Genomic DNA, 22,554 nt, shown 5'->3' with positions numbered 1-22,554 from the left:
GCGTCTCAGGGGGTTGTTGCTTATTCAGCAGGACGCATCTTCTTGACTTCGTCGTTCGAAGGCTGGACCTTGGCACCATCGATGTAGCGGTAGTCCACCATCACACCCTTGCCGCCTTCGTTCTTGGTGCGGCCCACATAGCCACCCATGGTGGACTGGTTGTCTTCGGGGCGGTAGGTGATGCGGCCAAACGGTGTAGGCACCTGCAGGCCCTTGAACGCTGCCACGAGTTTTTCGGTGTCGGTGGAACCGGCCTTCTTCATACCTTCGGCCAGCGACTTGATGGCGCTGTAGCCCACGATGGAGCCCAGGCGCGGGTAGTCGTTGAACTTGGCCTGGTAGGCGGTCTGGAAAGCCTTGTGCTCGGGCGTCTGGATGCCATACCAGGGGTAGCCGGTGACGATCCAGCCGTTGGGCGCTTCGTCCTTGAGCGGGTCCATGTATTCGGGCTCGCCCGTCAGCAGACTGACCACCTCACGACCCTGAAACAGGCCACGCGTATTGCCTTCGCGCACAAACTTGGACAGGTCGGCACCGAACAGCACGTTGAAGATCGCATCGGGCTTGGCGTCGGCCAGGGCCTGCACCACGCTGCCCGAATCGACCTTGCCCAACGGCGGCGCCTGCTCGGCCACGAACTCGACATCGGGCTGTGCAGCCTTGAGCAGCTGCTTGAACGTGGCCACCGCAGACTGGCCATACTCGTAGTTGGGGTACACCAGCGCCCAGCGCTTCTTCTTGAGGGCTGCCGCCTCGGGCACCATCATCGACACCTGCATATAGGTGGAGGGACGCAGGCGGTAGGTGTAGCGGTTGCCGTTCTGCCAGACGATCTTGTCGGTCAGTGGCTCGCCCGCGAGGAAGAAGAATTTCTTTTGCTTGGCAAAGTCGGTCAACGCCAGCCCGATGTGCGAGAGGAACGAGCCAGTGAGCACATCGACCTTTTCGCGCGACACCAGTTCTTCGGCCGCGCGCACGGCGTCGCCTGGGTTGGCGTTGTCGTCGCGGATGACGAGCTGGACCTTCTTGCCCAGAACACCGCCCGCAGCGTTGATCTCATCGACCGCCAGCTCCATGCCTTTCTTGTAGGGCTCCAGGAAAGCAGGTTGCGCCTTGTAGCTGTTGATCTCGCCAATCTTGATGACATCCTGGGCGTGCACCACAGGGGCCAGCGTGAGGGCCAGCGCGGCTGCGGCCGTGGCACGCATGAGGTTTTGTCGCATCGTCATGGGGAAGCTCCTGAAAGGTGGGGTTGGGAAAGGGATCGGTGAGTGTGCTCGGGATGGTAGTGCGCGCTCAACGCAGGCCATCCTCGCCTTTGATTTCGGAAACCTGAAGACCGCCGATACGCGCCAGCGGACGACCGCTGTCGGTGACAACAACGGCCACCACAATTTCGTTGGCGCGCGGCGCATCGGCCACACGGGCTTCCATCGCATCGAAATGGCTGCGCACGTAGGCGGCATCCTTGTGGCCAAGGGGAACGTCAATCGCAGCACCCAGGCCGCCGATCTTTTTGCTCGACGGCACAAGGGCTGCGCCTTTCTCGACCGCCACACGCAGTGGCGCGCCCAGCTTCGGGTGGAGGATGGCGGCAGCATGCTCCAGCTCGCCCGCCTCGCCCACGATGGCAGCCTTGCCATAGCTGTGCGACTGGCCGGGAGCGATGCCCAGGGCCGCAACGCAGCGAGCACCCAGCAGCGCGCCCAGCTCTTCGCCGATGGCCACGAGTTCATCGAGGTTCTCGACATAGCGGCCAGCGCAGGGGTTCTCGATCACGGCCATGGCCAGCGCTTTGCGCACAGGCGGCTGCACTTCTCGCCCCATTTCCACGCGGACTTCGTCAGTTTGAACAATGATCTTCCGAATCTTGGCGGGCATGTTGTGGTCTCCTTGGGTCTTGTGTTTACGCAGTAGATCAGCGCAGGCCGTTCCACTGGCTGATGTCCGCGGCCTTCAGGCCTCCGACGCGCGCATGGATGCGAGCGCCGGTGGACATGGCCAGGATGAAGACGATTTCATCCGACACGGGCGCGCCGGGCACACGCACTTCGATGGCATCGAAATGGCTGCGCACATAGCTCGCGTTGATGTGGGTCAGTGGCACATCCAGCGCCGCGCCCGGGCCTCCAACCTTTTTGGTGGAAGGCACGATGGACAGCGCGTTGGCGGGCTGCCCCGTCTTCTCTTCGGCCTGGCCCTTGGCGTAAGCGTTGCGGTCGCCCTTCCAACCCAGCAGCTCGCGCATGGCGTACCCACCGGGCACATGCCACAGCGCGCCATGCTCCAGTTCCCCAGCCGCCCCCACGATGGCGCCCTTGCCATAGGTTTCGATGCGTTCGGCAGGCACTGCCATGGCCCTGAGAAGGCGCTGGGCCATGTCCAGCCCCACGTCCTGCAAGGCGTCCATCATGGGGAGGATGTCGGGCTCGTACCGGCCCGCAAAAGGGTTGGTCAGCACCGCGCCGATGGCACCACGCAGAAGCGGCATATCGGCCACCGGCCCGAATTCGTGCCTGATTTCCTCAAGATGGGTGAAAACGCGTCGTATCTGGATCATTTTTGAAGACCTGTGCAATTCGTTAAGCAAATACTGAACCAACTTCCGATTCCGTCACCCATTCCGCCGGCCACTTTGCACCCGCAATGGCTTCTGGTGCCGCCGTTGCCACAAACTGTCCCTGGCACGCCAGGAGTGCAAACCACAGCAAGCCGCCGGACTGCAATTCTTGCGCCTTTTTCAGCCCCTGCTGCAAGGCCCGGCGCACCTGCACTTCTGGCAAAGCAGGTACGTCCACGGTGACAGGAATGGCACCGAGATCGCTGTCGTCCCGCACCAAACACGCCGGCATGCGGCCAATGCGTGCATCCTGCACATTGACAGCGTTGGCCACGATGGTCGCCGCCGCATCGGCCTGCGCTGCCGTGCGCGCCAACACCGTGACGCTGTCGGCAATGCCCAGTGACTGGCTGCGCCCGCGCCAGCCACTGGTCGCCACACCCCGCACCGGCATGGCGCTGGTGACGCGGATCTTCCCGTCGAGCACCAGGCCGCTGTGCAACTGTGCGGCACTCAGTGCTGCAATGTCAGCGTACACCCCCACCGTGACGGACCGCCCAGATGCCAGGTGCAGGGCAATATCACCCCCGTTGTTGACCCAGGCACGGTCAATGCTTGGCTGGTCATAGCCCGTCAGAATCTCCTGCGCCACGGCACCCGCCACCGCCGCCATCGACGTGATGAAGCCTGCGCGGTAAGGAGCGCACGCCTCCCACATGCGACGCGCCACCGCACCCTGCAACACACAGAGGTCACCCACGGGCGCCCTCAGGCCGGGGAGTTCGTCCACCAGCTCCTGCAGCAGCCCTTCAAAGCGGTGCCAAGCGCGCTCGTGCGCCTGCGCCACGGCGTCGCGTTCCCCTTCAGCCTGGAGGATGAGGTCCATCGGCCCATGCTGGAAATGCCAGCGGCCATCGGGCAGGAGCTTGCGACAAGCGTTCACGGCGTGTACCCACTCAGCCTAGCAAGGGCGGACGACCCAACGGCCACGGATTGGCGGCGGGCAAGGTCTGCCACACGCGCGCCTGCGGTGCTCCGTCGTTGTGCCAGGCACCACGCTCCAACACCTCGCGCAAGCTTCGGATCTGATCGGTATGCCCGCCCAGCGCTTCGTAGTCCACCCGGCGCATGCTGAACTCGATGGGCGCGACGATGGCGGGCGTGGGCACAGTGCCAAAGCTGTTGTCGGGCATGCGCAGCACATCGGCCATCACCGTGATGCCGCCCCCTGGCCACACATAGGCCGGTGCGCCGCCGCAGGTCACGTTGACCAGCGCATTCTTGATGGCGCGCGTGAGCAGCACCGGGTTTTCGGTGACCCCCGCGCGGAGGCTGCCGCCTGCGCCGCCGAGGAACAACACGGAGGCCAGCGAGGGCTCGCAGTTCTCGCCAATGCGGTCCACGATGCGGCGGATTTCGGCGGGCATCTCCGCCTCCACCGGCACCAGAGTGTCGTCGAGCACATACCAGCTGGCATGCTCACCCGTGGTGGACGTCATCAAAAGGCGCAACCCGGGCCAGGCGATAGATTCGTCCCAGCCCTCGATGATCGACAGCGGGTCGGCGATGTCGGTGCCGCCCCAGCCTGTGCCGGGGTTGGCCACCTGAAAGTAACGGCCCGGCGTGGACTTGCGCCCGCGCATCTGGATACCCGAGGACTTCATGTCCAGGCAACGACCGGCCTGGTGTTCGGTCAACACACCCGTGATGTGGTCGTCGACCACCACCACCTCGTCGGCGTGGCCATAGAACTGGCGCGCAAAGATGCCGATGGCGGCGGAGCCACAGCCCACGCGCATGCGCTGCTCTGCCACACCATTGACGATGGGTGCGCGCCCCGCCTGGATCACCAGTTGGGAGCCACCGTCGATGGTGAACTCCACAGCCTGCTTGTTGCCGAGCAATTGCATCATCTCGGCTGCGATGCGGCCTTCCTTCTTGGTGCCGCCCGTGAGGTGGTGCACGCCGCCCAGCGACAGCATCTGCGAGCCATACTCCGCCGTGGTCACGTGGCCCACCACTTCGCCTTTGCAGCGCACATTGGCCTGCTCGGAGCCAAGGAAGCGGTCGGTGTCGATCTTCACCTTGAAGCTGCAGTAGCTGAAGATGCCTTCGGTGACTACGGTCACCATGTCCACGCCGTCGGTTTGGGAGCCGACAATGAACGGCGCCGGTTTGTAGTCAGGATAGGTGGTGGACGAACCCACGCCTGTGACGAACACCTCTTCCGACAGCAGCAGATCGCCAGACCAAGGCTGCGGCGCGACCGTCGGTTCCGCCTCGGCACCCTCCTGCGCATCGCTCGCCCCCACACGGCCCGCAAACGGCACCAGTGTGGCCTCGCCTGCCTCCAGGGTCTTGCGCAGCAGCACCACAGGGTCCAGCCGCACCAGCACGCCGGCATGGTTGGCATAACGGTCACATGCACCTGCACGGCCGTCGGAAATCTGGCACAGCACCGGACACGCATTGCACTCGACCTTGGCGGCATTCATGCGCTCATTGCGAGGCCGGGCGCGCTCAAGCACCTGCGGCAGTTCTGGCGCATCCATGCCCGGTAGACCATCGGTCTTGGTGTGTTCAGTCATCGTGGCGGCCCATTCATTGCATTGTTGCAAGTGCTTGTACGCTCATTGCATTTTGTGTAGCATTCACTTAACTTAAATGTTGTGTTCACTACATTTATCGCGAATGTAGCGCAATCGTTCATGGTCCGCAATGGTGTTTTTGCGCCCCCAAAAATGGTGCACAAGGAGCCCCAAAATGACGCACGTTGTCACTGACGCCTGTATTCGGTGCAAGTACACCGACTGCGTCGATGTCTGCCCGGTGGACTGCTTCAAGGAGGGGCGGGAGTTTCTGGTCATCGACCCCGATGAATGCATCGACTGCGCCGTGTGTATTCCGGAATGCCCGGCCAACGCCATTTACGCCGATACGGACCTTCCCGCCGAGTTTGAATCTTTCCTTGAATTCAACAAAAAGCTTGCGCCTGGCCTGCCCACAATCACCAAAAGAAAGCCTCCCCTCCCAGATGCGGAACAATGGAGGGTTGTGAGCCACAAGCTTTCCGGCCTGGACATCGCGCTTTAGTGTGCTCCAGGGCCTGTACTTCAGCCAGTTTTCTTATTTGCTTCCAACTTATCCATCTAAATCACCATGAGCGCCTTTCTTGAAGAACGCGTCCTGACGGTCCACCACTGGACGGACCGCCTTTTCTCCTTCACCACCACCCGCGACACCGCCCTGCGCTTTTCCAACGGGCATTTCACGATGATCGGCCTGCGCGGCGAGAACGGCAAACCCTTGCTGCGCGCCTACAGCATCGTGAGCCCCAACTACGAAGAGCACCTGGAGTTCCTCTCCATCAAGGTGCCCGACGGCCCACTGACCTCGCGCCTGCAGCACATCAAGGTGGGCGACACCATCGTGGTGGGCAAGAAGCCCACCGGCACCCTGCTGATCGACTACCTGCTGCCCGCCAAGCGCCTGTACATGCTGTCCACCGGCACTGGGGTGGCTCCTTTCCTGAGCCTGATCCGCGACCCGGAGACCTACGAGAAGTTCGAGGAAGTCATCCTGGTGCACGGCGTGCGTGAAGTGAAGGAACTGGCTTACCACGACTACATCACGCAGGAACTGCCGCAGCACGAGTTCCTGGGCGAGATCGTCTCCAAGCAGCTCAAGTACTACCCCACGGTGACGCGCGAAGCGTTCAAGCACCAGGGCCGTGTGACCACGGTGATCGAAAACGGCCAGATGGCGCGCGACCTCGGCCTGCCCGCACTCAACCCGGAGGAAGACCGCGTGATGATCTGCGGCAGCCCCGAGATGCTGCGCGACCTCAAACACATGATGGAAGAACGTGGCTTCAAGGAAGGCAACACCACGAAGCCCGGCGACTTCGTGATCGAACGCGCGTTCGCAGAGCAGTGATCCCCGGCTGGCCCGCCCTTTGGGGGGCCAGCTTTATCCACCAGGACCCGCCATGTCTGCCACTCCCACCAAGACCCGGACAGCGCCCACCCGCTCCACCTCTGCCCGCAAAACGGGCGTGCGCGAGCAGGCCGCACAGACCACGCGCGACAACATCCTGAAGGCGGCGACCAAGGTGTTCGCACGCTACGGCTACGAAGGCGGCAGCGTGGAGAAGATCTCCAAGGCAGCCAAGTCCTTCGACCGGATGATCTATTACTACTTCGGCAGCAAGGAAGGCCTGTTCATCGAGGTGCTGGAGGAAACCTACCGGCGCATGAACGATGCCGAGTCCAAGCTCGACCTGGATACCGGCAAACCGGTCGAGGCAATGCAGGCGGTGATCCGCTTCGTGGTGGGCTACTACCGCAAGAACCCCGAATTCATCACGCTGCTCAACACCGAGAACCTGCACAAGGGCAAGCACATCTCCAAGTCCATGCGGGCCCGTGAATACTCGTCGCCCGCCATCGAGGTGATCCGCCGCGTGCTCGAAAGCGGCCAGGCGCAGGGCCTGTTCCGCAAGGACGTGTCGGCGCGCGACGTGTATCTGCTGATCGCCGCCACGGGCTACTTCTACATGTCCAACCGCCACACGCTGTCGGCCTTTCTGGGCGAAGACCTGGAGACGCCCGACGCGCTGGCGCACTGGGAGTCCTTCGTCATCGACAGCGTGCTGCGCACCGTTGCGCCAGGCCCCAGCCTGCCCAAGGGCAAATGACGGGCTGAAGGTCGCCAGTACCCACCTCGGCATTCGGCTCAGGACACGCAGGACGCACCAGACACAACGATTTTTCTGAGCGAGGGCCGCAACGAGCCCGAGCCCCCACCCCACGAGGAGAATCCATGGCAGAAGCAGCAACCGGCGGCAAGTCGGGCAAGGTCGTCATCCAAAACATCGGTCTTTTGTTGTCGGGCGACCTGGACCGCCCCATCCTGGATGCCGACACCATCGTCGTGAACGACGGCCTCATCGCCGCAGTAGGCCGTTACAAGGACTGCGACACCGAACACGCGCAGACCGTGATCGACGCGCGCCAGACCTGCGTGGCGCCGGGTTTGATCGACAGCCACGTGCACCCGGTCTTTGGCGACTGGACGCCCCGGCAAAACCAGATCGGCTGGATCGACTCCACCATGAACGGCGGCGTGACCACCATGGTCTCGGCCGGTGAAGTGCACCTGCCGGGCCGCCCCAAGGACATCGTGGGCCTGAAGGCGCTGGCCATCACCGCGCAGCGCTCGTTCGACAACTTTCGCCCCGGTGGCGTGAAGGTGATCGCAGGCGCCCCGGTCATCGAAAAAGGCATGACCGAGCAGGACTTCAAGGACCTGGCCGACGCCGGCGTGACGCTGCTGGGCGAAGTGGGCCTGGGCTCCGTCAAGGCGGGCTACGAGGCCCAGCAGATGGTGGCCTGGGCGCGCAAGCACGGCATCCAGAGCACCATCCACACGGGCGGGCCGTCCATTCCGGGCTCGGGCCTGATCGACAAGGACGTGGTGCTGGAGGCCGATGCCGACGTGATCGGCCACATCAACGGCGGCCACACCTCGCTGCCCTGGAAGCACGTGTGCGAGCTGTGCGAGAAGTCGTCCCGCGCCATCGAACTGGTGCACAACGGCAACGAGAAGATCGCCATCCAGGCCGCGCGCGCCGCCATCGAGCTCAAGTGCCCGCACCGCGTGATCCTGGGCACCGACGGCCCGGCTGGCTCGGGCGTGCAGCCGCTGGGCATGCTGCGCATGATCGCCTTGATATCGAGCTTTGCCGACATCCCTGCCGAGCTGGTGTTCTGTTTTGCCACGGGCAATACGGCGCGAATCCGCAACCTGAACTGCGGGCTGATCGAGCCGGGCCGCGCGGCCGACTTCGTGTTCATGGACCGCGCGCAGCACACAGCGGGCGCCACGCTGCTGGAGAGCGTTCAGCTGGGCGACATCCCGGGCATCGGCATGGTGATGATCGACGGCCTGGTGCGCTGCGGCCGCAGCCGCAACACACCGCCGGCCACCGAGATCCCAGTGGTGCTGTGACCTGCCCTCCGCCCATAAAAAAGCCCGCTAACAGCGGGCTTTTTGCAGGGAGAAGCAAGGGGGATCAATACGTGTCCGCCACACGCACCGCGCCGGGCTGTGCACGTGGATAAGACTCCTCGGCGCGCAGAGCCGCACCATCGTCCACGCGGAAACCCTTGCCCTGCAGCACCACGGGTGCGCCCACGGCCGGGGGCTGGGCGCGGGTAAAGCGCCGCACCGAACCATCTTCCATGCGCACGGCGATCTGGTAGACCGTCTGCGTGCGCGTGCGTTCTTCCACCTTGTGGCCCACATAGCCGCCGCCCACGGCGCCCAGTACGGTGGCCGCCGTGCGGCCCGAGCCCTTGCCCACCTGGTTGCCCACCACGGCCCCCAGCACACCGCCCGCTACCGCCCCCACGCCCGTGGCCGGGGCCGCCTGTTGCACCGCCTGCACCGACTCCACGCGGCCACAGGTGGCACACACGGGAGCCTGTGCAGCGGTGCGCAGGGGTGGCTGCTGTTGCTGGTACTGCTGCGGGGCCTGCCCGGCATAGCCTTGCGAAGCTGCAGGCGGCTGATTTGCTGCACTATTCATAGCAATATTTCTATTACCAGAAAGCGCTGGAGCCGGTTTTTGTTGAAAATTCTCGACTCCAGTCATTCCGGACGCAGGCTGCGCCGCCACGGCCAGGGGTTGCGCGTCGGCGGTGGACTTGCCCGCGTTCTGCACCACCAGGGTCGTGCCCAGCGCCACCACGCTCACGCCCAGCACGCCGATGGCGGCCCACAGCCATTTGAGGGAGGGACCGGCCGCGCCGCCAAAGGCGCCAGCCTGCGCCACAGGAACGGCGGAAGTATTAGTGGGGGGCGAAACGATAAGGCTCATGATTTTTCTCCGGAAGGTCCAGAAAGCTCTGGATGAATGGTCGCCAGCGTAACCAGCAAGCCCGGAAATTCGGGCATAGCGGCTGTAAAGGACGTAAGAACGTGTTTACGACCTCCGAGCCGGTTGAAGACTCAACCTATTGCGGCACATGCAGACGCCCCCGCACTGCGGGCAATGCACCCAGTTCCTGAAAGGCCCGGGCGCAGCTGGCAGAAAACAGCAGCACCGCCGACGAGAAGTAGATCCACATCAGCAGCACCACCAGGGACCCCGCTGCGCCATAGGCCGACACCACCGCCGCCGTGGCCAGGTACCAGGCCAGCAGCTGCTTGCCCACCGTGAACAACGTGGCGCCCACCACGGCCCCAGCCATGATGCAGCGTGGCGGCGGCTTGGCCCCGGCGCCAATGCGCATCAGGCCCACAAACAGCGCCACGGCAAATCCAAAGGCCACCACTTCATTGACCAGCTGCATGGCAGGTGCCAACGGCGCCAACGCCAGGCGCGAGCCTGCCCAGCCCGCCAGCAGGTGGATCAGCGTGGACAGAGCCAGCGACACCAGCAACAGAAACCCCAGCGCCAGCACATAGGCCAGCCCGCGCAAGCGCAGCGATGCCATGCGCCACCAGGCGGCCCGCTGCGGCAACGGGCCCTCGCCACGCCACAGGTGCTCCAGTGCCGACTGCAATTCGACAAACACCCCCGTGGCGCCCGAGACCAGCACCACAAACCCCACCAGCGACGCCAGCCGCCCCTCGGCCGGGGCTTGGGCACTGGCCATCGCCTGCCGCACCACGTCGGCCACCTGCTGGCCCATCACAGCCTGCACCTGCGCGACGAGGTTGCTTTCCAAATAGCTGCGGTCCATCCACCAGCCCAGCACCCCCACCAGCAACAGCAACAGGGGCGCCAGACTGAGCATGCCGTAGAACGACATGGCGGCGCTCATGCGCAGCCCATCGGCATCCAGCCAGAGCGTGGTGGCACGCCAGAAAGGCTGGAACAGGGTCCACACGGATTTGACAAGGCGCAGTGCGCGGCGCTTCAGGGAGGGTGCGGCCATATGCGGCAAGCCTAGGGCGACAGCCTGCGCGCGTCCATCCGCGTTTCGCTGCAACTGCAGTAGGCTCCATCCCACATCCGCCCCGGCCCTGCCAAAGTGCCCATGCCTGTTGCCCAGGCGACCCTCTGCCCGGCACAGGCGCGGGTATTCTGGAGACAAATCCCACCTGCCAAGAGACACCGCCCCATGCACCCCCACGCCCTTGCCAGCCTGCGCGCCGCACTCCAGACCCACGTCGACGAGGGCCTGCTGCCCGGCGCAGTGGCTCTGGTGCACCACCAGGGGCGCACGGTGCTGCACGAAGCCATTGGGGCTCAGCGGCCCGGGGCGGGCGCACCCGCCATGGCGCCCGACACCGTGTTCCGCATCTACTCCATGACCAAACCGATTGCCTCGCTGGCGGCGCTGATGCTCATGGAAGAAGGCCGACTGCTGCTGTCGCACCCCGTCTCGCACTACCTGCCCGCGTTTGCGGGCCAGCGGGTGTACGACGCAGCCACCGGCACCGCCACGCCTGCAGCGCGCGAGGCCACGGTGCACGACCTGCTGCGCCACACCGCCGGGCTGAGCTACGCGTGGGAGGCGGGCACGGTGCCCGACCAATACCGGGCGGCACGCGTCGGCTCGCGGCGCCACAACAATGCCGAGCTGGTGGCCGCGCTGGGCCCCCTGCCACTGGTGCACCAGCCCGGCAGCCGCTGGGAATACAGCCGCGCCACCGATGTACTGGGCGCGGTGCTGGAGGTGGTCGAGGGTGCCAGCCTGGGCACCCTCCTGAAACGCCGCGTGCTGGAGCCCCTGGGCATGCACGACACCGGCTTTGTGGTGCCGCCCCACCGCCTGGCCGACCTGGCCGAGCCGTTTGCCCGGGACCCGCAGACCGGGGCCGAGGTGGCGCTGATCGACGTCTCTGCACCGCCCGCGTTTGAATCCGCTGGCGGCGGGCTGGTGTCCACCGCCAGCGACTACGCGCGCTTTTTGCAGCTGATGCTGGGCCGGGGCTCCGTGCAAGGCCCGGACGGCCGCCCCGTCCGCCTGGCCAGCCGCGCCACCGTGGATTTCATGACCGCCGACCACCTGGGCAGCATCCCCACCGCGGGCGACATCCTGCCCGCAGGCTACGGCTTTGGCCTGGGCGTGGCCGTGCGCAAGGCCACCGGCCTGGCCACCAGCCCCGGTTCGGCAGGCACCTACAGCTGGAGCGGAATGGGCGGCACCTTCTTTTTGGTAGACCCCGCCGAAGACCTCTTCGCCATCCTGCTCACCCAGGCGCCCGGCCAACTGCGCACCCTCTGCGAGCTGTATCCAGCGCTGGTCTACGCCGCACTGTGAAGGCCTGAACGCTCCCCGCTGCTGCCAGGCCGCCAAGGGCCAGCGCGCACCACCCCCTTACACTCGGCGTCCAGCGGCAGCTGCAGACAAACGGACAAACAGGCGGGCCCGCACGTACACAGGACAACATCTATGCAGATTCGCTGCGCTCTGGTCGGAATGCCCGGCTCGGGAAAATCCACCATCGGCCGGCAGCTGGCCCACCGGGCAGGGGTGCCTTTCATCGACCTGGACCACCGGCTGGAACAGACCATTGGCACCACCATCCGCAGCTTCTTCGAGGCCGAAGGCGAAGCCCGCTTTCGTGACCTGGAGGCGCAGGCCCTGGTCGACGTGGCTGGGCAGCCCGGCGGCATGGTCCTGTCCACCGGAGGCGGCGCCGTGCTGCGCCCCGAAAACCGCGAAACCCTGCGCCAGTTTGGCAATGTGCTGTACCTGCGCGCATCGCCCGAAGAGATCTACCGGCGCGTCAAACACGACAAGACCCGCCCCCTGCTGCAGGGCGGCAACCCCATGGACAAGCTGCGCGACCTGTACACCCAGCGCGACGCCCTGTACCGCGAAACCGCCCACTACGTCATCGAAACCGGGCGGCCCACGGTGCACACGCTGGTCAACATGATCATGATGCAGCTGGAGATGGCGGCGGGGGCAGAGGGGGCGCCTGCAGACAGCTAATCCCCGGCGCCACTGAAGCAACTCCCATGACCGCGATTTGCAGAATTCAGTCGGACGGCGCGTCGCTGGCAGCCCTGATGGCGGGCGAGTGAACATCCGTGGTTTTTCTCCACACTGCAGTGTGCGACAAGCGCATGTGGCAGCACCAGATGAAGGCCGTGGCAGCCAGCGGCCAGCAATTGGTGGTGTACGACCGCCGGGGCATGTGATCTTCTGGGCGCCACAAGAGCGCTCCTGAGCCGACACAACCATCTACGCTTCCATCGCAGACAGAAAAAAGGGGCGCAGACATCCGTCCACGCCCCCCCGTCTTTGCGCTAACAGGCCGTCAAGCCCGGCCCAGCGCGCCACTTCACATCATCACGGCACCAAAGCAGCCATCTCCCCCGCTGGCACTACCCCGTAGTGGTCCAGCTGCATCGAATACTGCGCACGGCCCGAAGACAATGCGCGCAGGCTACCGATGTAGCCGAACATCTCTTTCAGCGGTACCTCGGCCTCGACCGTGGCGGCATTGCCGCGCTGGCCCTGGCCGCGCACCACGCCACGGCGGCGGTTCAGGTCGCCGATGCTGTCGCCCAGGTACTCGGCCGGGGTGATGACCTCCACGGCCATCACGGGCTCCAGCACCTGGGGTGCCGCTTTCGCAAAGCCTTCGCGGAAGGCGGCCATGGCCGCCAGTTCGAAGGCCAGCGTGGACGAGTCGCGCTCGTGGAAGCTGCCATCCACCAGCGTGGCGACGAAGTCCACGGCGGGGAAGCCGGCCACCACGCCTGCCAGGGCGGCGCGGCGGATGCCGGCCTCCACCGAGGGGATGAACTCGCGCGGCACGGCGCCGCCAACGATGCGGCTTTCAAAGCGGATGCCTTCGCCCCTGGGCAGGGGTTCGAGCAGCAGCCTCACCTCGGCGTACTGGCCGGGGCCGCCCGATTGCTTCTTGTGCACATGGTGTACCTCCACACTCTTCGAAATGGTTTCGCGATAAGCCACCTGGGGGCGGCCGACCGACACATTGACGCCGTGGCGTGCGCGCAGCTTCTCGATCGAGACTTCGAGCTGCAGCTCGCCCATGCCGGACAGAATGGTCTGGCCGGATTCGGCGTCGTGCTGCAGCCTGAGGCTCGGGTCCTCGCGCAGCAGGGACTGCAGGGCCTTGGACAGGCCTTGCTGGTCCGCGCTCGCCTTGGGCTCGATGGCCACGTGGATCACCGGCTCGGGCACGCTGATCTGCTCCAGCACCACGGGGTGGGCCGGGTCGCTCAGCGTATGCCCCGTGAGGGTGTCCTTGAGGCCCACGACGGCGGCGATGTCACCCGCCACCAGCTCGTCGCGCTCGATGTGCTTGTCGGCATGCACTTCGTACAGGCGCGACACGCGCTCGGTCTTGCCCGTGCTGGTGTTGAGCACCACGTCGCCCTTGCCCAGACGGCCGCTGTACACGCGCACGAACACCTTGGCGCCATGGTCGTCGGTGACGACCTTGAACGCCAGGGCCGCGAACGGGTCGGCGGCCGAAGCGGGCTTCTCGCTGCCTTCGCGCACGATGTCGTCCGGCGAGGGCAGGTAGTCCACCACGGCGTCGAGCAAAGGCTCCACGCCGCGGTTCTTGAAGGCCGAGCCGGCGAGCGCGGGCACGAAGGCGCCTGCCAGCACACCCTTACGGATGGCGGCGCGCAGCACGTCGACGGCGATCTCTTCGCCGTTCACGTAGGCCTGCAGGGCGGCTTCGTCCTGCTCCACGGCAGCCTCGACCAGGCGGGCGCGGCTGCGCACCGCTTGCTCAAGCAGCTCGGCGGGCACGTCGGCTTCGCGGTAGGGCGCACTCGCGTCGTCCTTGTCCCAGATGCGGGCGCGCAGGCTCAACAGGTCCACCACGCCGCGGAAGTCGCCTTCCGCACCGATGGGGATCTGCATCGGCACCACGCGCACGCCCAGGCGTTCTTCCATCATGGCCACCACGCGGTGGAAGTCGGCGCCCACGCGGTCGAGCTTGTTGATGAACGCGATGCGGGGCACGCGGTACTTGTCGGCCAGGCGCCAGTTGGTCTCGGTCTGCGGCTCCACGCCGGCCACGCCATCGAACACGACGACCGCACCGTCGAGCACGCGCAGCGAGCGGTTCACCTCGATGTTGAAGTCGATGTGGCCGGGCGTGTCGATCAGGTTGAGCTGCGTGCCCTTCCAGTGCACGGTGACGGCCGCGCTGTTGATGGTGATGCCGCGCTTTTGCTCCTGCGGGTCGAAGTCCATCTGCGCCGTGCCGTCGTGCACTTCGCCGATGCGGTGGCTTTCGCCTGTGTAGAACAGGATGCGTTCGGTGGTCGTGGTCTTGCCCGCATCGACGTGGGCGATGACACCGAGGTTGCGCAGATGGGCGTTGCTGGTATGGCGTGAATTCTTGGTCATGGCGAATCTTTCAATCTTTCTTGCGGCTGCACTCGGCTCTGCGAGCAGCTGCCGCCTGGTTGGCTTTGCGCCAGCCCAGGCCTGAAGGATTCGCCTGGTCGCTAGCGTCTGGGATGTGTGCTGTCGCCGGAGCCCGGGCGCACGGGGCTCATGCTCCGGCGGTCGGGAATCGTGGCGATCAACTTGTCGTAGGTACGCATGGGTTGGTGTGAAGTAAGTAAGTCGGAAAACAAAAAACCCCGGAAGGGACAAAGCCTGCCGGGGTTTTTTGGGTCCGGAAGGCGCAAGGCCCTCCGACACGCGATCAGGGGGCGCAACTAGGTGGCGAACGATGCCTTGATCACGTTGGTGAAGATTTTCATAAAGGCGAATTATCCTCCTCGCGCAGCAAGCTTGCAAGCGACCCACCTGTGCTTGCCACTCTCAGGCTTGCAGCAGCCGCGCCACCCGCGAGCAACTACCGCCTGCCGCTGCCGGAGCAGACAGTGGTCGCCGCTGCACGCATGCCGGTTCAAGGAAAGAACCGCTTCAGCGCATCTTCAAATGCGGGCACATCCGCACCCACGTGCGAGGTGCTGTACTCGGCCTTGAGCATCACCAGGCCCGGCAGGTTCTGCGAGGCCATCTGGTTGAAAAGAGGGATGCTTATCAGCTGGTGGTTGCCACCGCTTGCCCCCGCGAGCAACAAGGTCGTGGGCAAGGGCTTGCCGTCGATCTGTTTTTCAAACGCCAACACCCCCGCAGGGCTGGTGTGCTCCCCCACGCTGCACTCGGTCGAGAGGTAGTGTGAAAAGCTGGGCGGCACACCCGCACGGGCCTCCAGTATCAGCGCCGCCACCACAAAGTAGCCGCCATGGGACAAGCCCGACAACACCCGGCGTTTGGGGTCGGCACGGTACTGCCGCTCGATGGCTGGCGCCAGTTCTTTCACAAGGAAGTCGAGGTACTTGGCTGCGCCCGGCATGAGGAAGTCGGTGCCCCGCCAGGCAGTGCCGCCAATGCCGACCAGAATGGCCTGGGTCCCCCGCCGCTGCAGCACCTCCTTGAAGGTGTCGAAGCGGGAGCGATTGGGGCCGCCGTACTGGGCATCACCCTCGGTTGCATAGATGACGGGCAGGGTCGCCGTGCCCGTGGCGTATGACTCGGGCAAGAAAACCTGAACAGGGTAGGTGCTGCCATTGGAGGCCGACTTGATGGTGGAGTTGATCACCTGGCCCACCGGCGCGGGCGCTTCTCCATCGCCAGAGCCTCCGCCCCCACACGCTGCCAAAGCGGCAGCGACCGCCGCAGTGAGCGCAGCGCGGCGCGTTTGCTGGAATCCTGTGTTCATGGGTGTCCTCCTGTCGCGCCATTGTGGCAGCGCGACATTGCGTTGGCGCTGCTGGCCAGAGCACGCGCCCCCTTGTACCGCCCAAGCCGTCAAAATCACCCTTCGTCCTGCACCGCGCGGATGCAGGTGTCCATCTCAGTTTTGGAGACCCTCACCATGCCCAGCAAAAACACCATCTGCCTCTGGTTCAACGGCAGCGCCCTGGATGCCGCCACGTTCTATGCTGCCACCTTCCCTGACAGCGCCGTAGGCCGTGTGATGCACGCGCCGGGGGACTACCCTGCGGGCCAGCAGGGCGACGTATTGACGGTGGAGTTCACCGTGCTGGGCATTCCGTGCCTGGGGCTCAACGGGGGCCCGGCGTTTGTGCACAGCGAGGCGTTTTCGTTTCAGGTGGCGACGGACGACCAGGCCGAGACGGACCGGCTGTGGAGCGCCATCGTTGACAACGGTGGCCAGGAAAGCGCTTGCGGCTGGTGCAAGGACCAGTGGGGGCTGTCGTGGCAGATCACGCCACGGGTGTTGACGCAGGCCGTCACCGACCCCGACCGAGCGGCTGCCAAGCGTGCGTTCGACGCGATGATGGAGATGCGCAAGATCGACATTGCAGCCATTGAGGCGGCTTGGCGCGGGTGATTGCCATCTGGCTGGTTTCGGCCGCTTTTTTGAGGTGATGTTGAGTCCAAAATGGCCTCTATCGCTTGTCCATCAAGCGCCATCAGCTATTCATTCAATAGCACCACATCTCCACCCTGCCCCACCACCGGCGCGTGCTGCGCCATCAGCCCCACCACCCAGTCGATAAACACCCGCACCTTGGCGCTCACGCGGCGGTTGGGCGGGTAGGCCACGTACAGCGGCATGGGGTCCATCGTCCAGTCTTCAAACAGGGGCACCAGCTCGCCGCTGGCCAGGTGGGGCTGGGCCATGTAGCTGGGTAGCCAGAGCAACCCCATGCCCGCCAGGCCGGCGGCCAGGTAGGCGTTGCCATCATCCAGCGCGCACACGTAGCGGCCTTGCACCTGCACGCTTTCCGCGCCCCGGCGCATGGCGTAGGGCACAGGGCGGCCGGTGCGGGCCCACAGGAATCCAACGGTGCGGTGGTGCGTGTCGGCGTCATCCAGCACCTGCGGGTGCGTGGGTGTGCCTGCCCGATGCAGGTAGCTGGGGGCGGCGAACACGCGCAGGGGGAGGTCGCCCACGTGGCGCGCGACAAGGGACGGGTCGGTGATGGTGCCGCCGCGCACCACGCAGTCCACGTTGTCGGCCACCATGTCCACGCGGCGGTCGCTCACACCCATGTCAAGCTGGATGTCGGGGTATTGCGCGTGGAACGCAGGCAGCGCGGGGACGAGGATGAGGCGAGCCAGCGGGCTGGGCACGTCCACCCGCAGGCGGCCCCGGGGCGCGGCGGATGCGGTGGAGAGGCTGGTCTCTGCGTCGTCCAGATCGGCCAGCAGGCGCACCACGCGCTCGTAGTAGGCAGCGCCGTCGGCCGTGACCTGCACGCGGCGTGTGGTGCGGTGGAGCAGCTTCACGCGCAGGCGGGCCTCGAGCTGCTGCACCAGCTGCGTGGCGGTGGTGCGGCTCATGTGCAGGGTGTGGGCGGCTTTGGTGAAGCTGCCGGACTCCACCACGCGGGCAAAGGCCTGCATTGCGTCAAAACGGTCCATGGCGGGCCCATCGTTCAAAGATTGTTTGGATTCTAAGAACAGTGGTGGGCAGAGTTGCCTGTTTATCGGCCGGGCGCGTTTTCCTACAGTGCCTTCATCGTTAACCACGGGCCAATTTGCTGGCCCCACTGAAGGAGTTCTCTCATGCCACCACGCGATGTTGTCTTCCCAGCCGGTCGCCAAGCGCTGTACGAACGCAACCGCTATTCGCCAGCGGTGCGGTCCCACGGTTTTCTGTTCGTGTCGGGCCAGGTAGGCAGCCGCGAAGATGGCTCGCCCGAGCCCGACCTGAAGGCGCAGGTGCGACTGGCGTTCACCAACCTGAACGCAGTGCTGCAGGCGGCGGGCTGCACGTTTGACGATGTGGTGGACGTGACGATGTTTGTCGTCAACCCCGAGGCCAACTTTGAAACCGTGTGGAGTGTTGTGCCCGAGTTCTGGGGCGAGGCGCCCCACCCTACCCTGACGGGCATTGGCGTGACCTGGCTGTACGGGTTTCAGTTCGAGATCAAGGTGATTGCCCAGCTGCCGCAAGGCCAGGGCCACTGAAGGTTGTATGGAAGGGGCCGCTGCAAACTCTGAATGAAATAAGCTCTTGGCGCTTATCCATCAAGCGCCAAAAGCTACCAAATTCATAGCATTACAGGTTTGGCGCCAGCAGCCGCGCCAGCACCGCCTCGTCCATCCCCCGGCGCTGAGCCATGTCGTGCAACTGATCTTCACCGATCTTGCCGACGTTGAAATACACCGCGTCGGGGTGGCCGATGTAGAAGCCGCTCACGCTGGCGGCCGGCATCATGGCCAGGCTTTCCGTCAGGGTCATGCCAACTTCTTCGCACTGCAGCACACGGAACAGCTCGCTCTTGGCGCTGTGGTCCGGGCAGGCGGGGTAGCCGGGCGCGGGGCGGATGCCGTGGTACTTCTCGGCAATCATGTCGTCGTTGCTCAGCGCTTCGCCAGCGGCATAGCCCCACAGGTCGGTGCGCACGCGGTGGTGCAAGGCTTCGGCAAAGGCTTCGGCCAGGCGGTCGGCCAGGCTCTTGAACATGATGGCGGAGTAGTCGTCCAGCGCGTCGATAAAGGCCTTTTCCTTCTTCTCGATGCCCAGGCCCGCCGTGACCGCGAACATGCCTGCGTAGTCGGCAATGCCACTGCTCTTAGGCGCGACGAAGTCGGCCAGGCAACGGCTCGGGCGCGTCACGCCGTCGATGGTGTGTTTCTCGGCCTGCTGGCGCAGGCCGTACCAAGTCATGGCGACCTCGGTGCGGGTGTCGTCGGTGTAGAACTCGATGTCGTCGTCGTTCACGCTGTTGGCCGGGTACAGGCCCATCACGCCGCTGGCGGTCAGCCACCGGCCCTCGATGATCTTCTTGAGCATGGCCTGGGCGTCGGCGAACACGCGTGTGGCCTCCACGCCCACCACCTCGTCGGTCAGGATGGCGGGGTACGGGCCGGCCAGGTCCCAGGTCTGGAAGAACGGGCCCCAGTCGATGTACTTGGCCAGCTCGGCCAGGTCGAAGTTCTTGAACACCCGGCGGCCCAACGCACGCGGCACAGCGGGCTGGTAGGCGGCCCAGTCCACGGGTGTCTTGTTGGCGCGAATCTTGGCCAGGGGCCACAGGGGTGTGGCCTTTTTGTTGGCGTGCTGGGTGCGCACCTTGTCGTAGTCCGCGTTCAACTCATCCACGTAGTTCTGCACGCCGTCGCCCAGCAGGCTCTGCGCCACGCTCACGCTGCGCGAGGCATCGGGCACGTAGACCACGGGGCCTTCGTAGTGCGGCGCGATCTTGACGGCGGTGTGCACGCGGCTGGTGGTGGCGCCGCCGATGAGCAGCGGAATCTTCTTGATGCGGAAGTGCTCGTCCTTCTGCATCTCGCCCGCCACGTACTGCATCTCTTCGAGGCTGGGGGTGATCAGGCCCGACAGGCCCACGATGTCCGCACCCTCGACCTTGGCGCGCGCCAAAATCTCGTGGCAGGGCACCATCACGCCCATGTTCACCACCTCGAAGTTGTTGCACTGCAAAACCACGGTGACGATGTTCTTGCCGATGTCGTGCACGTCACCCTTGACGGTGGCGATGATGATCTTGCCCTTGCTGCGCACATCGCGCCCGGCCAGTTCGTCCTGGCGCTTTTCTTCTTCGATGTAGGGGATCAGGTGGGCCACGGCGCTCTTCATAACGCGGGCGCTTTTCACCACCTGGGGCAAGAACATCTTGCCCGCGCCAAACAGGTCGCCCACCACGTTCATGCCGTCCATCAGCGGGCCTTCGATCACATGCAGCGGGCGGCCGCCCTTGGCCAGGATGGCGCGGTAGGCCTCTTCGGTGTCTTCGGTGATGAAGTCGGTGATGCCGTGCACCAGGGCGTGGCTCAAGCGTTCGCCCACCGTCTTCGGGTGCTCGGGTGTGCCACGCCATTCGAGCCGCTTGCTCTCGTCCTTGGCGCCGCTCTTGGCGGTTTCGGCGATCTCGACCAGGCGCTCACCGGCGTCGGGGCGGCGGTTGAGCACCACGTCTTCCACGCGCTCGCGCAGCACGGGCTCCAGGTCGTCGTACACGCCCACCATGCCGGCGTTGACGATGCCCATGTCCATCCCGGCCTTGATGGCGTGGTACAGGAACACGGTATGGATGGCCTCGCGCACGGGGTCGTTGCCGCGAAAGCTGAACGACACATTCGACACCCCGCCCGACACCTTGGCGCCCGGCAGGTTCTGCTTGATCCAGCGCACGGCCTCAATGAAGTCCACCGCGTAGTTGTTGTGCTCTTCAATGCCGGTGGCCACGGCGAAGATGTTGGGGTCGAAAATGATGTCTTCGGGCGGGAAACCCACTTCATCGACCAGGATGCGGTAGGCGCGCTCGCAGATTTCGATCTTGCGTTCGTAGGTGTCGGCCTGGCCTTTTTCGTCAAACGCCATGACCACCGCAGCGGCGCCATAGCGGCGCACCAGGCGTGCCTCGTGCTTGAACTTGTCCACGCCCTCCTTCATCGAGATGGAGTTCACGATGCCCTTGCCCTGCACGCAACGCAGGCCAGCCTCGATCACCTCCCACTTGGAGCTGTCCACCATGATGGGCACGCGCGCGATGTCGGGCTCGGACGCGATGAGCTGCAGAAAGCGCACCATGGCCGCCTTGCTGTCGAGCATGGCCTCGTCCATGTTGATGTCGATGACCTGCGCGCCGTTCTCCACCTGCTGGCGCGCCACGGCCAGCGCCTCTTCGTACTGGCCGTTCAAAATCATGCGCGCGAACGCCTTGGAGCCGGTGACGTTGGTGCGCTCGCCGATGTTGACGAACAAGGTGCCCTCGCCAATGGAGACGGGCTCCAGGCCAGACAGTTTCATGGGGGGCAGGGATACAGCGGACATAGGACTTACTCACTCACCTGTGCAGCAGGAACAGCGGAAAAACAGGTGAGCGTCGTTGCGGTGTACGGTGGGGTGCGCGGGACCCAAGCCTGACGAATCGCCATGCACTCAACCGGGCATGGCAAGTCGCTGCAACGCTCCTTGGGCCGAGGAGCGATTGTAGTTGCCCGTCTGCGGTCAGCGCACTGGGCGGCGGCCCCGGAATGCGGCCAGCAGCATCAAGCCCACCATCAGCCACAGAGCCCACTCGGACAGCGACGTAATCGCGCTCGCGGCCACTGCGGCGATGGTGTCGGTATCGGTGGCGCTGTTGTTGCCCGGGTTGGGGTCGGTCACCCCCCCTGAGGCCGTGACCGTCGCGGTGTTGACCAGCGTCCCCGTCGCCGACGCGCTCACCGTGGCAGTGACGGTGTAGGTCACCGATCCACCCGCAGGCAGGTTGACGACATCGTTGATGCTGCCGCTGCCCGCTGCCGTGCAAGTGCCGCCGCCGGAGCCCACGCAGGTCCAGGTACCAGTGAGCACGGCAGGCAGGGTGTCTGCCACCGTCGTGCCCGGGGCGTTGGACGGGCCGGCGTTGCTGGCGATGATGGTGTAGATCACCGACCCGCCGGGGTTCGCCGTGGTCACGCCATCGGTCTTGGTAATGGCCAGATCGGCCTGCGATGCGATGGTGTCGGAATCCGTGGCACTGTTGTTGCCCGGGTTGGGGTCGGTCACTCCCGCCCGGCGCGGTCACCGTCGCGGTATTGACCAGCGTTCCGCTGGCCGCTGCGCTCACGGTGGCAGTCACCGTATAGGTCACCGATCCCCCCGCAGGCAAGTTGGCGGTGTCGTTGATGTTGCCGCTGCCTGCTGCTGTGCACGTGCCGCCGCCCGCACCCACGCAGGTCCAGGTGCCCGTCAGCGCAGCGGGGAACGTATCCGCTACCGCCGCGCCAGGGGCATTGGACGGGCCCGCGTTGCTGGCGGTGATGGTGTAGGTGACCGAGCCACCCGGGATGGCCGTGGTCACGCCGTCCGTTTTGGTGATGGACAGATCGGCCTGCGGCGTGATGGTGTCGGAGTCGGTTGCGCTGTTGTTGCCTGGGACAGGATCGGTCACCCCGCCCGGCGCTGTCACCGTCGCGGTGTTGGTCAATGTCCCTGTGGCTGCACCGCTCACCGTGGCGCTGACGGTGTACGTCACCGATCCCCCTGCGGGCAGGTTGACGGTGTCGTTGATGTTGCCGCTGCCTGCTGCCGTGCACGGT

At 65.2% G+C, this 22,554-nt stretch carries 20 protein-coding genes, 1 pseudogene and 1 riboswitch; of the genes and pseudogenes, 8 read left to right on the top strand and 13 right to left on the bottom strand.

Features of this window, described 5'->3' with window-relative positions; genetic code table 11:
- Positions 1–20: 20 nt before the first annotated feature.
- The 5 genes from ARADN35_RS0124365 to ARADN35_RS0124345 all read right to left on the bottom strand — a co-directional run bounded on the left by ARADN35_RS0124365 (position 21) and on the right by ARADN35_RS0124345 (position 5,148).
- Positions 21–1,229 (bottom strand): ABC transporter substrate-binding protein, encoded by a 1,209-nt coding sequence (locus tag ARADN35_RS0124365; protein WP_010466853.1) that lies wholly within the window; start codon positions 1,227–1,229, stop codon positions 21–23.
- Positions 1,230–1,296: 67 nt separating this feature from the next.
- A complete protein-coding gene (locus ARADN35_RS0124360; protein ID WP_010466852.1) occupies positions 1,297–1,881 on the bottom strand; it encodes an amino acid synthesis family protein in 585 nt (194 codons plus the stop codon).
- A gap of 37 nt (positions 1,882–1,918) precedes the next feature.
- Complete coding sequence (locus ARADN35_RS0124355; RefSeq protein ID WP_029414376.1) at positions 1,919–2,560, bottom strand: amino acid synthesis family protein; 642 nt, start codon at positions 2,558–2,560, stop codon at positions 1,919–1,921.
- A gap of 22 nt (positions 2,561–2,582) precedes the next feature.
- Positions 2,583–3,503, bottom strand: coding sequence for a UPF0280 family protein (locus ARADN35_RS0124350; RefSeq protein WP_029414375.1), 921 nt, complete (start codon positions 3,501–3,503; stop codon positions 2,583–2,585).
- Between the two features lie 13 nt (positions 3,504–3,516).
- A complete protein-coding gene (locus ARADN35_RS0124345) occupies positions 3,517–5,148 on the bottom strand; it encodes a hypothetical protein (RefSeq protein WP_010466847.1) in 1,632 nt (543 codons plus the stop codon).
- A 175-nt stretch (positions 5,149–5,323) separates the two neighbouring features.
- On the opposite strand from ARADN35_RS0124345, the gene fdxA reads away from it, so the two are divergent.
- The 4 genes from fdxA to ARADN35_RS0124325 all read left to right on the top strand — a co-directional run bounded on the left by fdxA (position 5,324) and on the right by ARADN35_RS0124325 (position 8,569).
- Positions 5,324–5,653 (top strand): ferredoxin FdxA, encoded by a 330-nt coding sequence (gene fdxA / locus ARADN35_RS0124340; RefSeq protein WP_010466846.1) that lies wholly within the window; start codon positions 5,324–5,326, stop codon positions 5,651–5,653.
- A gap of 66 nt (positions 5,654–5,719) precedes the next feature.
- Positions 5,720–6,496 carry a ferredoxin--NADP reductase gene (locus ARADN35_RS0124335; protein ID WP_010466844.1) on the top strand — a complete coding sequence of 259 codons (777 nt, stop codon included), beginning with the start codon at positions 5,720–5,722 and terminating at the stop codon, positions 6,494–6,496.
- A 52-nt stretch (positions 6,497–6,548) separates the two neighbouring features.
- On the top strand, positions 6,549–7,256 hold the full coding sequence (locus ARADN35_RS0124330; protein WP_010466842.1) for a TetR/AcrR family transcriptional regulator: 708 nt from the start codon (positions 6,549–6,551) through the stop codon (positions 7,254–7,256).
- 125 nt (positions 7,257–7,381) lie between these two features.
- Positions 7,382–8,569 carry an amidohydrolase family protein gene (locus ARADN35_RS0124325; protein ID WP_010466840.1) on the top strand — a complete coding sequence of 396 codons (1,188 nt, stop codon included), beginning with the start codon at positions 7,382–7,384 and terminating at the stop codon, positions 8,567–8,569.
- Positions 8,570–8,633: 64 nt separating this feature from the next.
- Here the strand turns inward: ARADN35_RS0124325 and ARADN35_RS0124320 are convergent, their stop codons facing one another.
- Together ARADN35_RS0124320 and ARADN35_RS0124315 are read right to left on the bottom strand one after the other, a co-directional pair.
- Positions 8,634–9,440 carry an outer membrane lipoprotein gene (locus tag ARADN35_RS0124320; protein ID WP_029414374.1) on the bottom strand — a complete coding sequence of 269 codons (807 nt, stop codon included), beginning with the start codon at positions 9,438–9,440 and terminating at the stop codon, positions 8,634–8,636.
- A gap of 136 nt (positions 9,441–9,576) precedes the next feature.
- Positions 9,577–10,503: a YihY/virulence factor BrkB family protein gene (locus tag ARADN35_RS0124315; RefSeq protein WP_010466836.1), complete on the bottom strand. Its 927-nt coding sequence runs from the start codon at positions 10,501–10,503 to the stop codon at positions 9,577–9,579.
- A gap of 186 nt (positions 10,504–10,689) precedes the next feature.
- Here ARADN35_RS0124315 and ARADN35_RS0124310 point away from each other — a divergent pair, with 186 nt between their 5' ends.
- On the top strand, positions 10,690–11,835 hold the full coding sequence (locus ARADN35_RS0124310) for a serine hydrolase domain-containing protein (protein ID WP_010466834.1): 1,146 nt from the start codon (positions 10,690–10,692) through the stop codon (positions 11,833–11,835).
- Positions 11,836–11,967: 132 nt separating this feature from the next.
- A complete protein-coding gene (locus tag ARADN35_RS0124305; protein WP_010466833.1) occupies positions 11,968–12,513 on the top strand; it encodes a shikimate kinase in 546 nt (181 codons plus the stop codon).
- 360 nt (positions 12,514–12,873) lie between these two features.
- Here ARADN35_RS0124305 and fusA read toward each other — a convergent pair whose 3' ends face one another.
- Together fusA and ARADN35_RS26790 are read right to left on the bottom strand one after the other, a co-directional pair.
- Positions 12,874–14,919, bottom strand: coding sequence for an elongation factor G (gene fusA / locus ARADN35_RS0124295; RefSeq protein ID WP_010466829.1), 2,046 nt, complete (start codon positions 14,917–14,919; stop codon positions 12,874–12,876).
- A gap of 511 nt (positions 14,920–15,430) precedes the next feature.
- Complete coding sequence (locus ARADN35_RS26790) at positions 15,431–16,249, bottom strand: alpha/beta hydrolase (protein WP_010466826.1); 819 nt, start codon at positions 16,247–16,249, stop codon at positions 15,431–15,433.
- A gap of 156 nt (positions 16,250–16,405) precedes the next feature.
- Here ARADN35_RS26790 and ARADN35_RS0124285 point away from each other — a divergent pair, with 156 nt between their 5' ends.
- Positions 16,406–16,885 (top strand): VOC family protein, encoded by a 480-nt coding sequence (locus ARADN35_RS0124285; RefSeq protein ID WP_010466824.1) that lies wholly within the window; start codon positions 16,406–16,408, stop codon positions 16,883–16,885.
- Between the two features lie 86 nt (positions 16,886–16,971).
- On the opposite strand, the gene ARADN35_RS0124280 is transcribed toward ARADN35_RS0124285, so the two are convergent.
- On the bottom strand, positions 16,972–17,922 hold the full coding sequence (locus ARADN35_RS0124280) for a LysR family transcriptional regulator (RefSeq protein WP_029414372.1): 951 nt from the start codon (positions 17,920–17,922) through the stop codon (positions 16,972–16,974).
- Between the two features lie 144 nt (positions 17,923–18,066).
- On the opposite strand from ARADN35_RS0124280, the gene ARADN35_RS0124275 reads away from it, so the two are divergent.
- The gene (locus tag ARADN35_RS0124275) at positions 18,067–18,471 is read left to right on the top strand and encodes a RidA family protein (protein WP_010466820.1); all 405 of its coding nucleotides are present in this window, start codon (positions 18,067–18,069) and stop codon (positions 18,469–18,471) included.
- A gap of 91 nt (positions 18,472–18,562) precedes the next feature.
- On the opposite strand, the gene metH is transcribed toward ARADN35_RS0124275, so the two are convergent.
- From metH to ARADN35_RS28835, 3 genes and pseudogenes are all read right to left on the bottom strand, one after another.
- A complete protein-coding gene (gene metH / locus ARADN35_RS26785; RefSeq protein ID WP_100199529.1) occupies positions 18,563–21,277 on the bottom strand; it encodes a methionine synthase in 2,715 nt (904 codons plus the stop codon).
- Between the two features lie 64 nt (positions 21,278–21,341).
- Positions 21,342–21,450: riboswitch (S-adenosyl-L-homocysteine riboswitch) on the bottom strand.
- A 28-nt stretch (positions 21,451–21,478) separates the two neighbouring features.
- Positions 21,479–22,021 (bottom strand): IPTL-CTERM sorting domain-containing protein, encoded by a 543-nt coding sequence (locus ARADN35_RS26780; protein WP_010466816.1) that lies wholly within the window; start codon positions 22,019–22,021, stop codon positions 21,479–21,481.
- 64 nt (positions 22,022–22,085) lie between these two features.
- Positions 22,086–22,466: pseudogene (locus tag ARADN35_RS28835) on the bottom strand (hypothetical protein); the annotation flags it as partial.
- Positions 22,467–22,554 lie beyond the last annotated feature (88 nt).

Source organism: Acidovorax radicis N35, from assembly GCF_000204195.1.
Taxonomy (GTDB): Bacteria; Pseudomonadota; Gammaproteobacteria; order Burkholderiales; family Burkholderiaceae_C; genus Acidovorax; species Acidovorax radicis.
The sequence above is the reverse complement of the archived record's forward strand: the minus strand, read 5'-3'. Positions and strand labels throughout refer to the sequence as shown.

Coding starts and splice junctions, on each gene's coding strand:
- fusA (WP_010466829.1), bottom strand. CDS start 14,919: ATGACCAAGAATTCACGCCATACCAGCAACGCCCATCTGCGCAACCTC.
- ARADN35_RS0124365 (WP_010466853.1), bottom strand. CDS start 1,229: ATGACGATGCGACAAAACCTCATGCGTGCCACGGCCGCAGCCGCGCTG.
- ARADN35_RS0124345 (WP_010466847.1), bottom strand. CDS start 5,148: ATGACTGAACACACCAAGACCGATGGTCTACCGGGCATGGATGCGCCA.
- ARADN35_RS0124275 (WP_010466820.1), top strand. CDS start 18,067: ATGCCACCACGCGATGTTGTCTTCCCAGCCGGTCGCCAAGCGCTGTAC.
- ARADN35_RS0124360 (WP_010466852.1), bottom strand. CDS start 1,881: ATGCCCGCCAAGATTCGGAAGATCATTGTTCAAACTGACGAAGTCCGC.
- ARADN35_RS0124320 (WP_029414374.1), bottom strand. CDS start 9,440: ATGAGCCTTATCGTTTCGCCCCCCACTAATACTTCCGCCGTTCCTGTG.
- ARADN35_RS0124330 (WP_010466842.1), top strand. CDS start 6,549: ATGTCTGCCACTCCCACCAAGACCCGGACAGCGCCCACCCGCTCCACC.
- ARADN35_RS0124280 (WP_029414372.1), bottom strand. CDS start 17,922: ATGGACCGTTTTGACGCAATGCAGGCCTTTGCCCGCGTGGTGGAGTCC.
- ARADN35_RS0124325 (WP_010466840.1), top strand. CDS start 7,382: ATGGCAGAAGCAGCAACCGGCGGCAAGTCGGGCAAGGTCGTCATCCAA.
- ARADN35_RS0124305 (WP_010466833.1), top strand. CDS start 11,968: ATGCAGATTCGCTGCGCTCTGGTCGGAATGCCCGGCTCGGGAAAATCC.
- ARADN35_RS0124315 (WP_010466836.1), bottom strand. CDS start 10,503: ATGGCCGCACCCTCCCTGAAGCGCCGCGCACTGCGCCTTGTCAAATCC.
- ARADN35_RS0124285 (WP_010466824.1), top strand. CDS start 16,406: ATGCCCAGCAAAAACACCATCTGCCTCTGGTTCAACGGCAGCGCCCTG.
- ARADN35_RS26790 (WP_010466826.1), bottom strand. CDS start 16,249: ATGAACACAGGATTCCAGCAAACGCGCCGCGCTGCGCTCACTGCGGCG.
- fdxA (WP_010466846.1), top strand. CDS start 5,324: ATGACGCACGTTGTCACTGACGCCTGTATTCGGTGCAAGTACACCGAC.
- metH (WP_100199529.1), bottom strand. CDS start 21,277: ATGAAACTGTCTGGCCTGGAGCCCGTCTCCATTGGCGAGGGCACCTTG.
- ARADN35_RS0124335 (WP_010466844.1), top strand. CDS start 5,720: ATGAGCGCCTTTCTTGAAGAACGCGTCCTGACGGTCCACCACTGGACG.
- ARADN35_RS0124355 (WP_029414376.1), bottom strand. CDS start 2,560: ATGATCCAGATACGACGCGTTTTCACCCATCTTGAGGAAATCAGGCAC.
- ARADN35_RS0124310 (WP_010466834.1), top strand. CDS start 10,690: ATGCACCCCCACGCCCTTGCCAGCCTGCGCGCCGCACTCCAGACCCAC.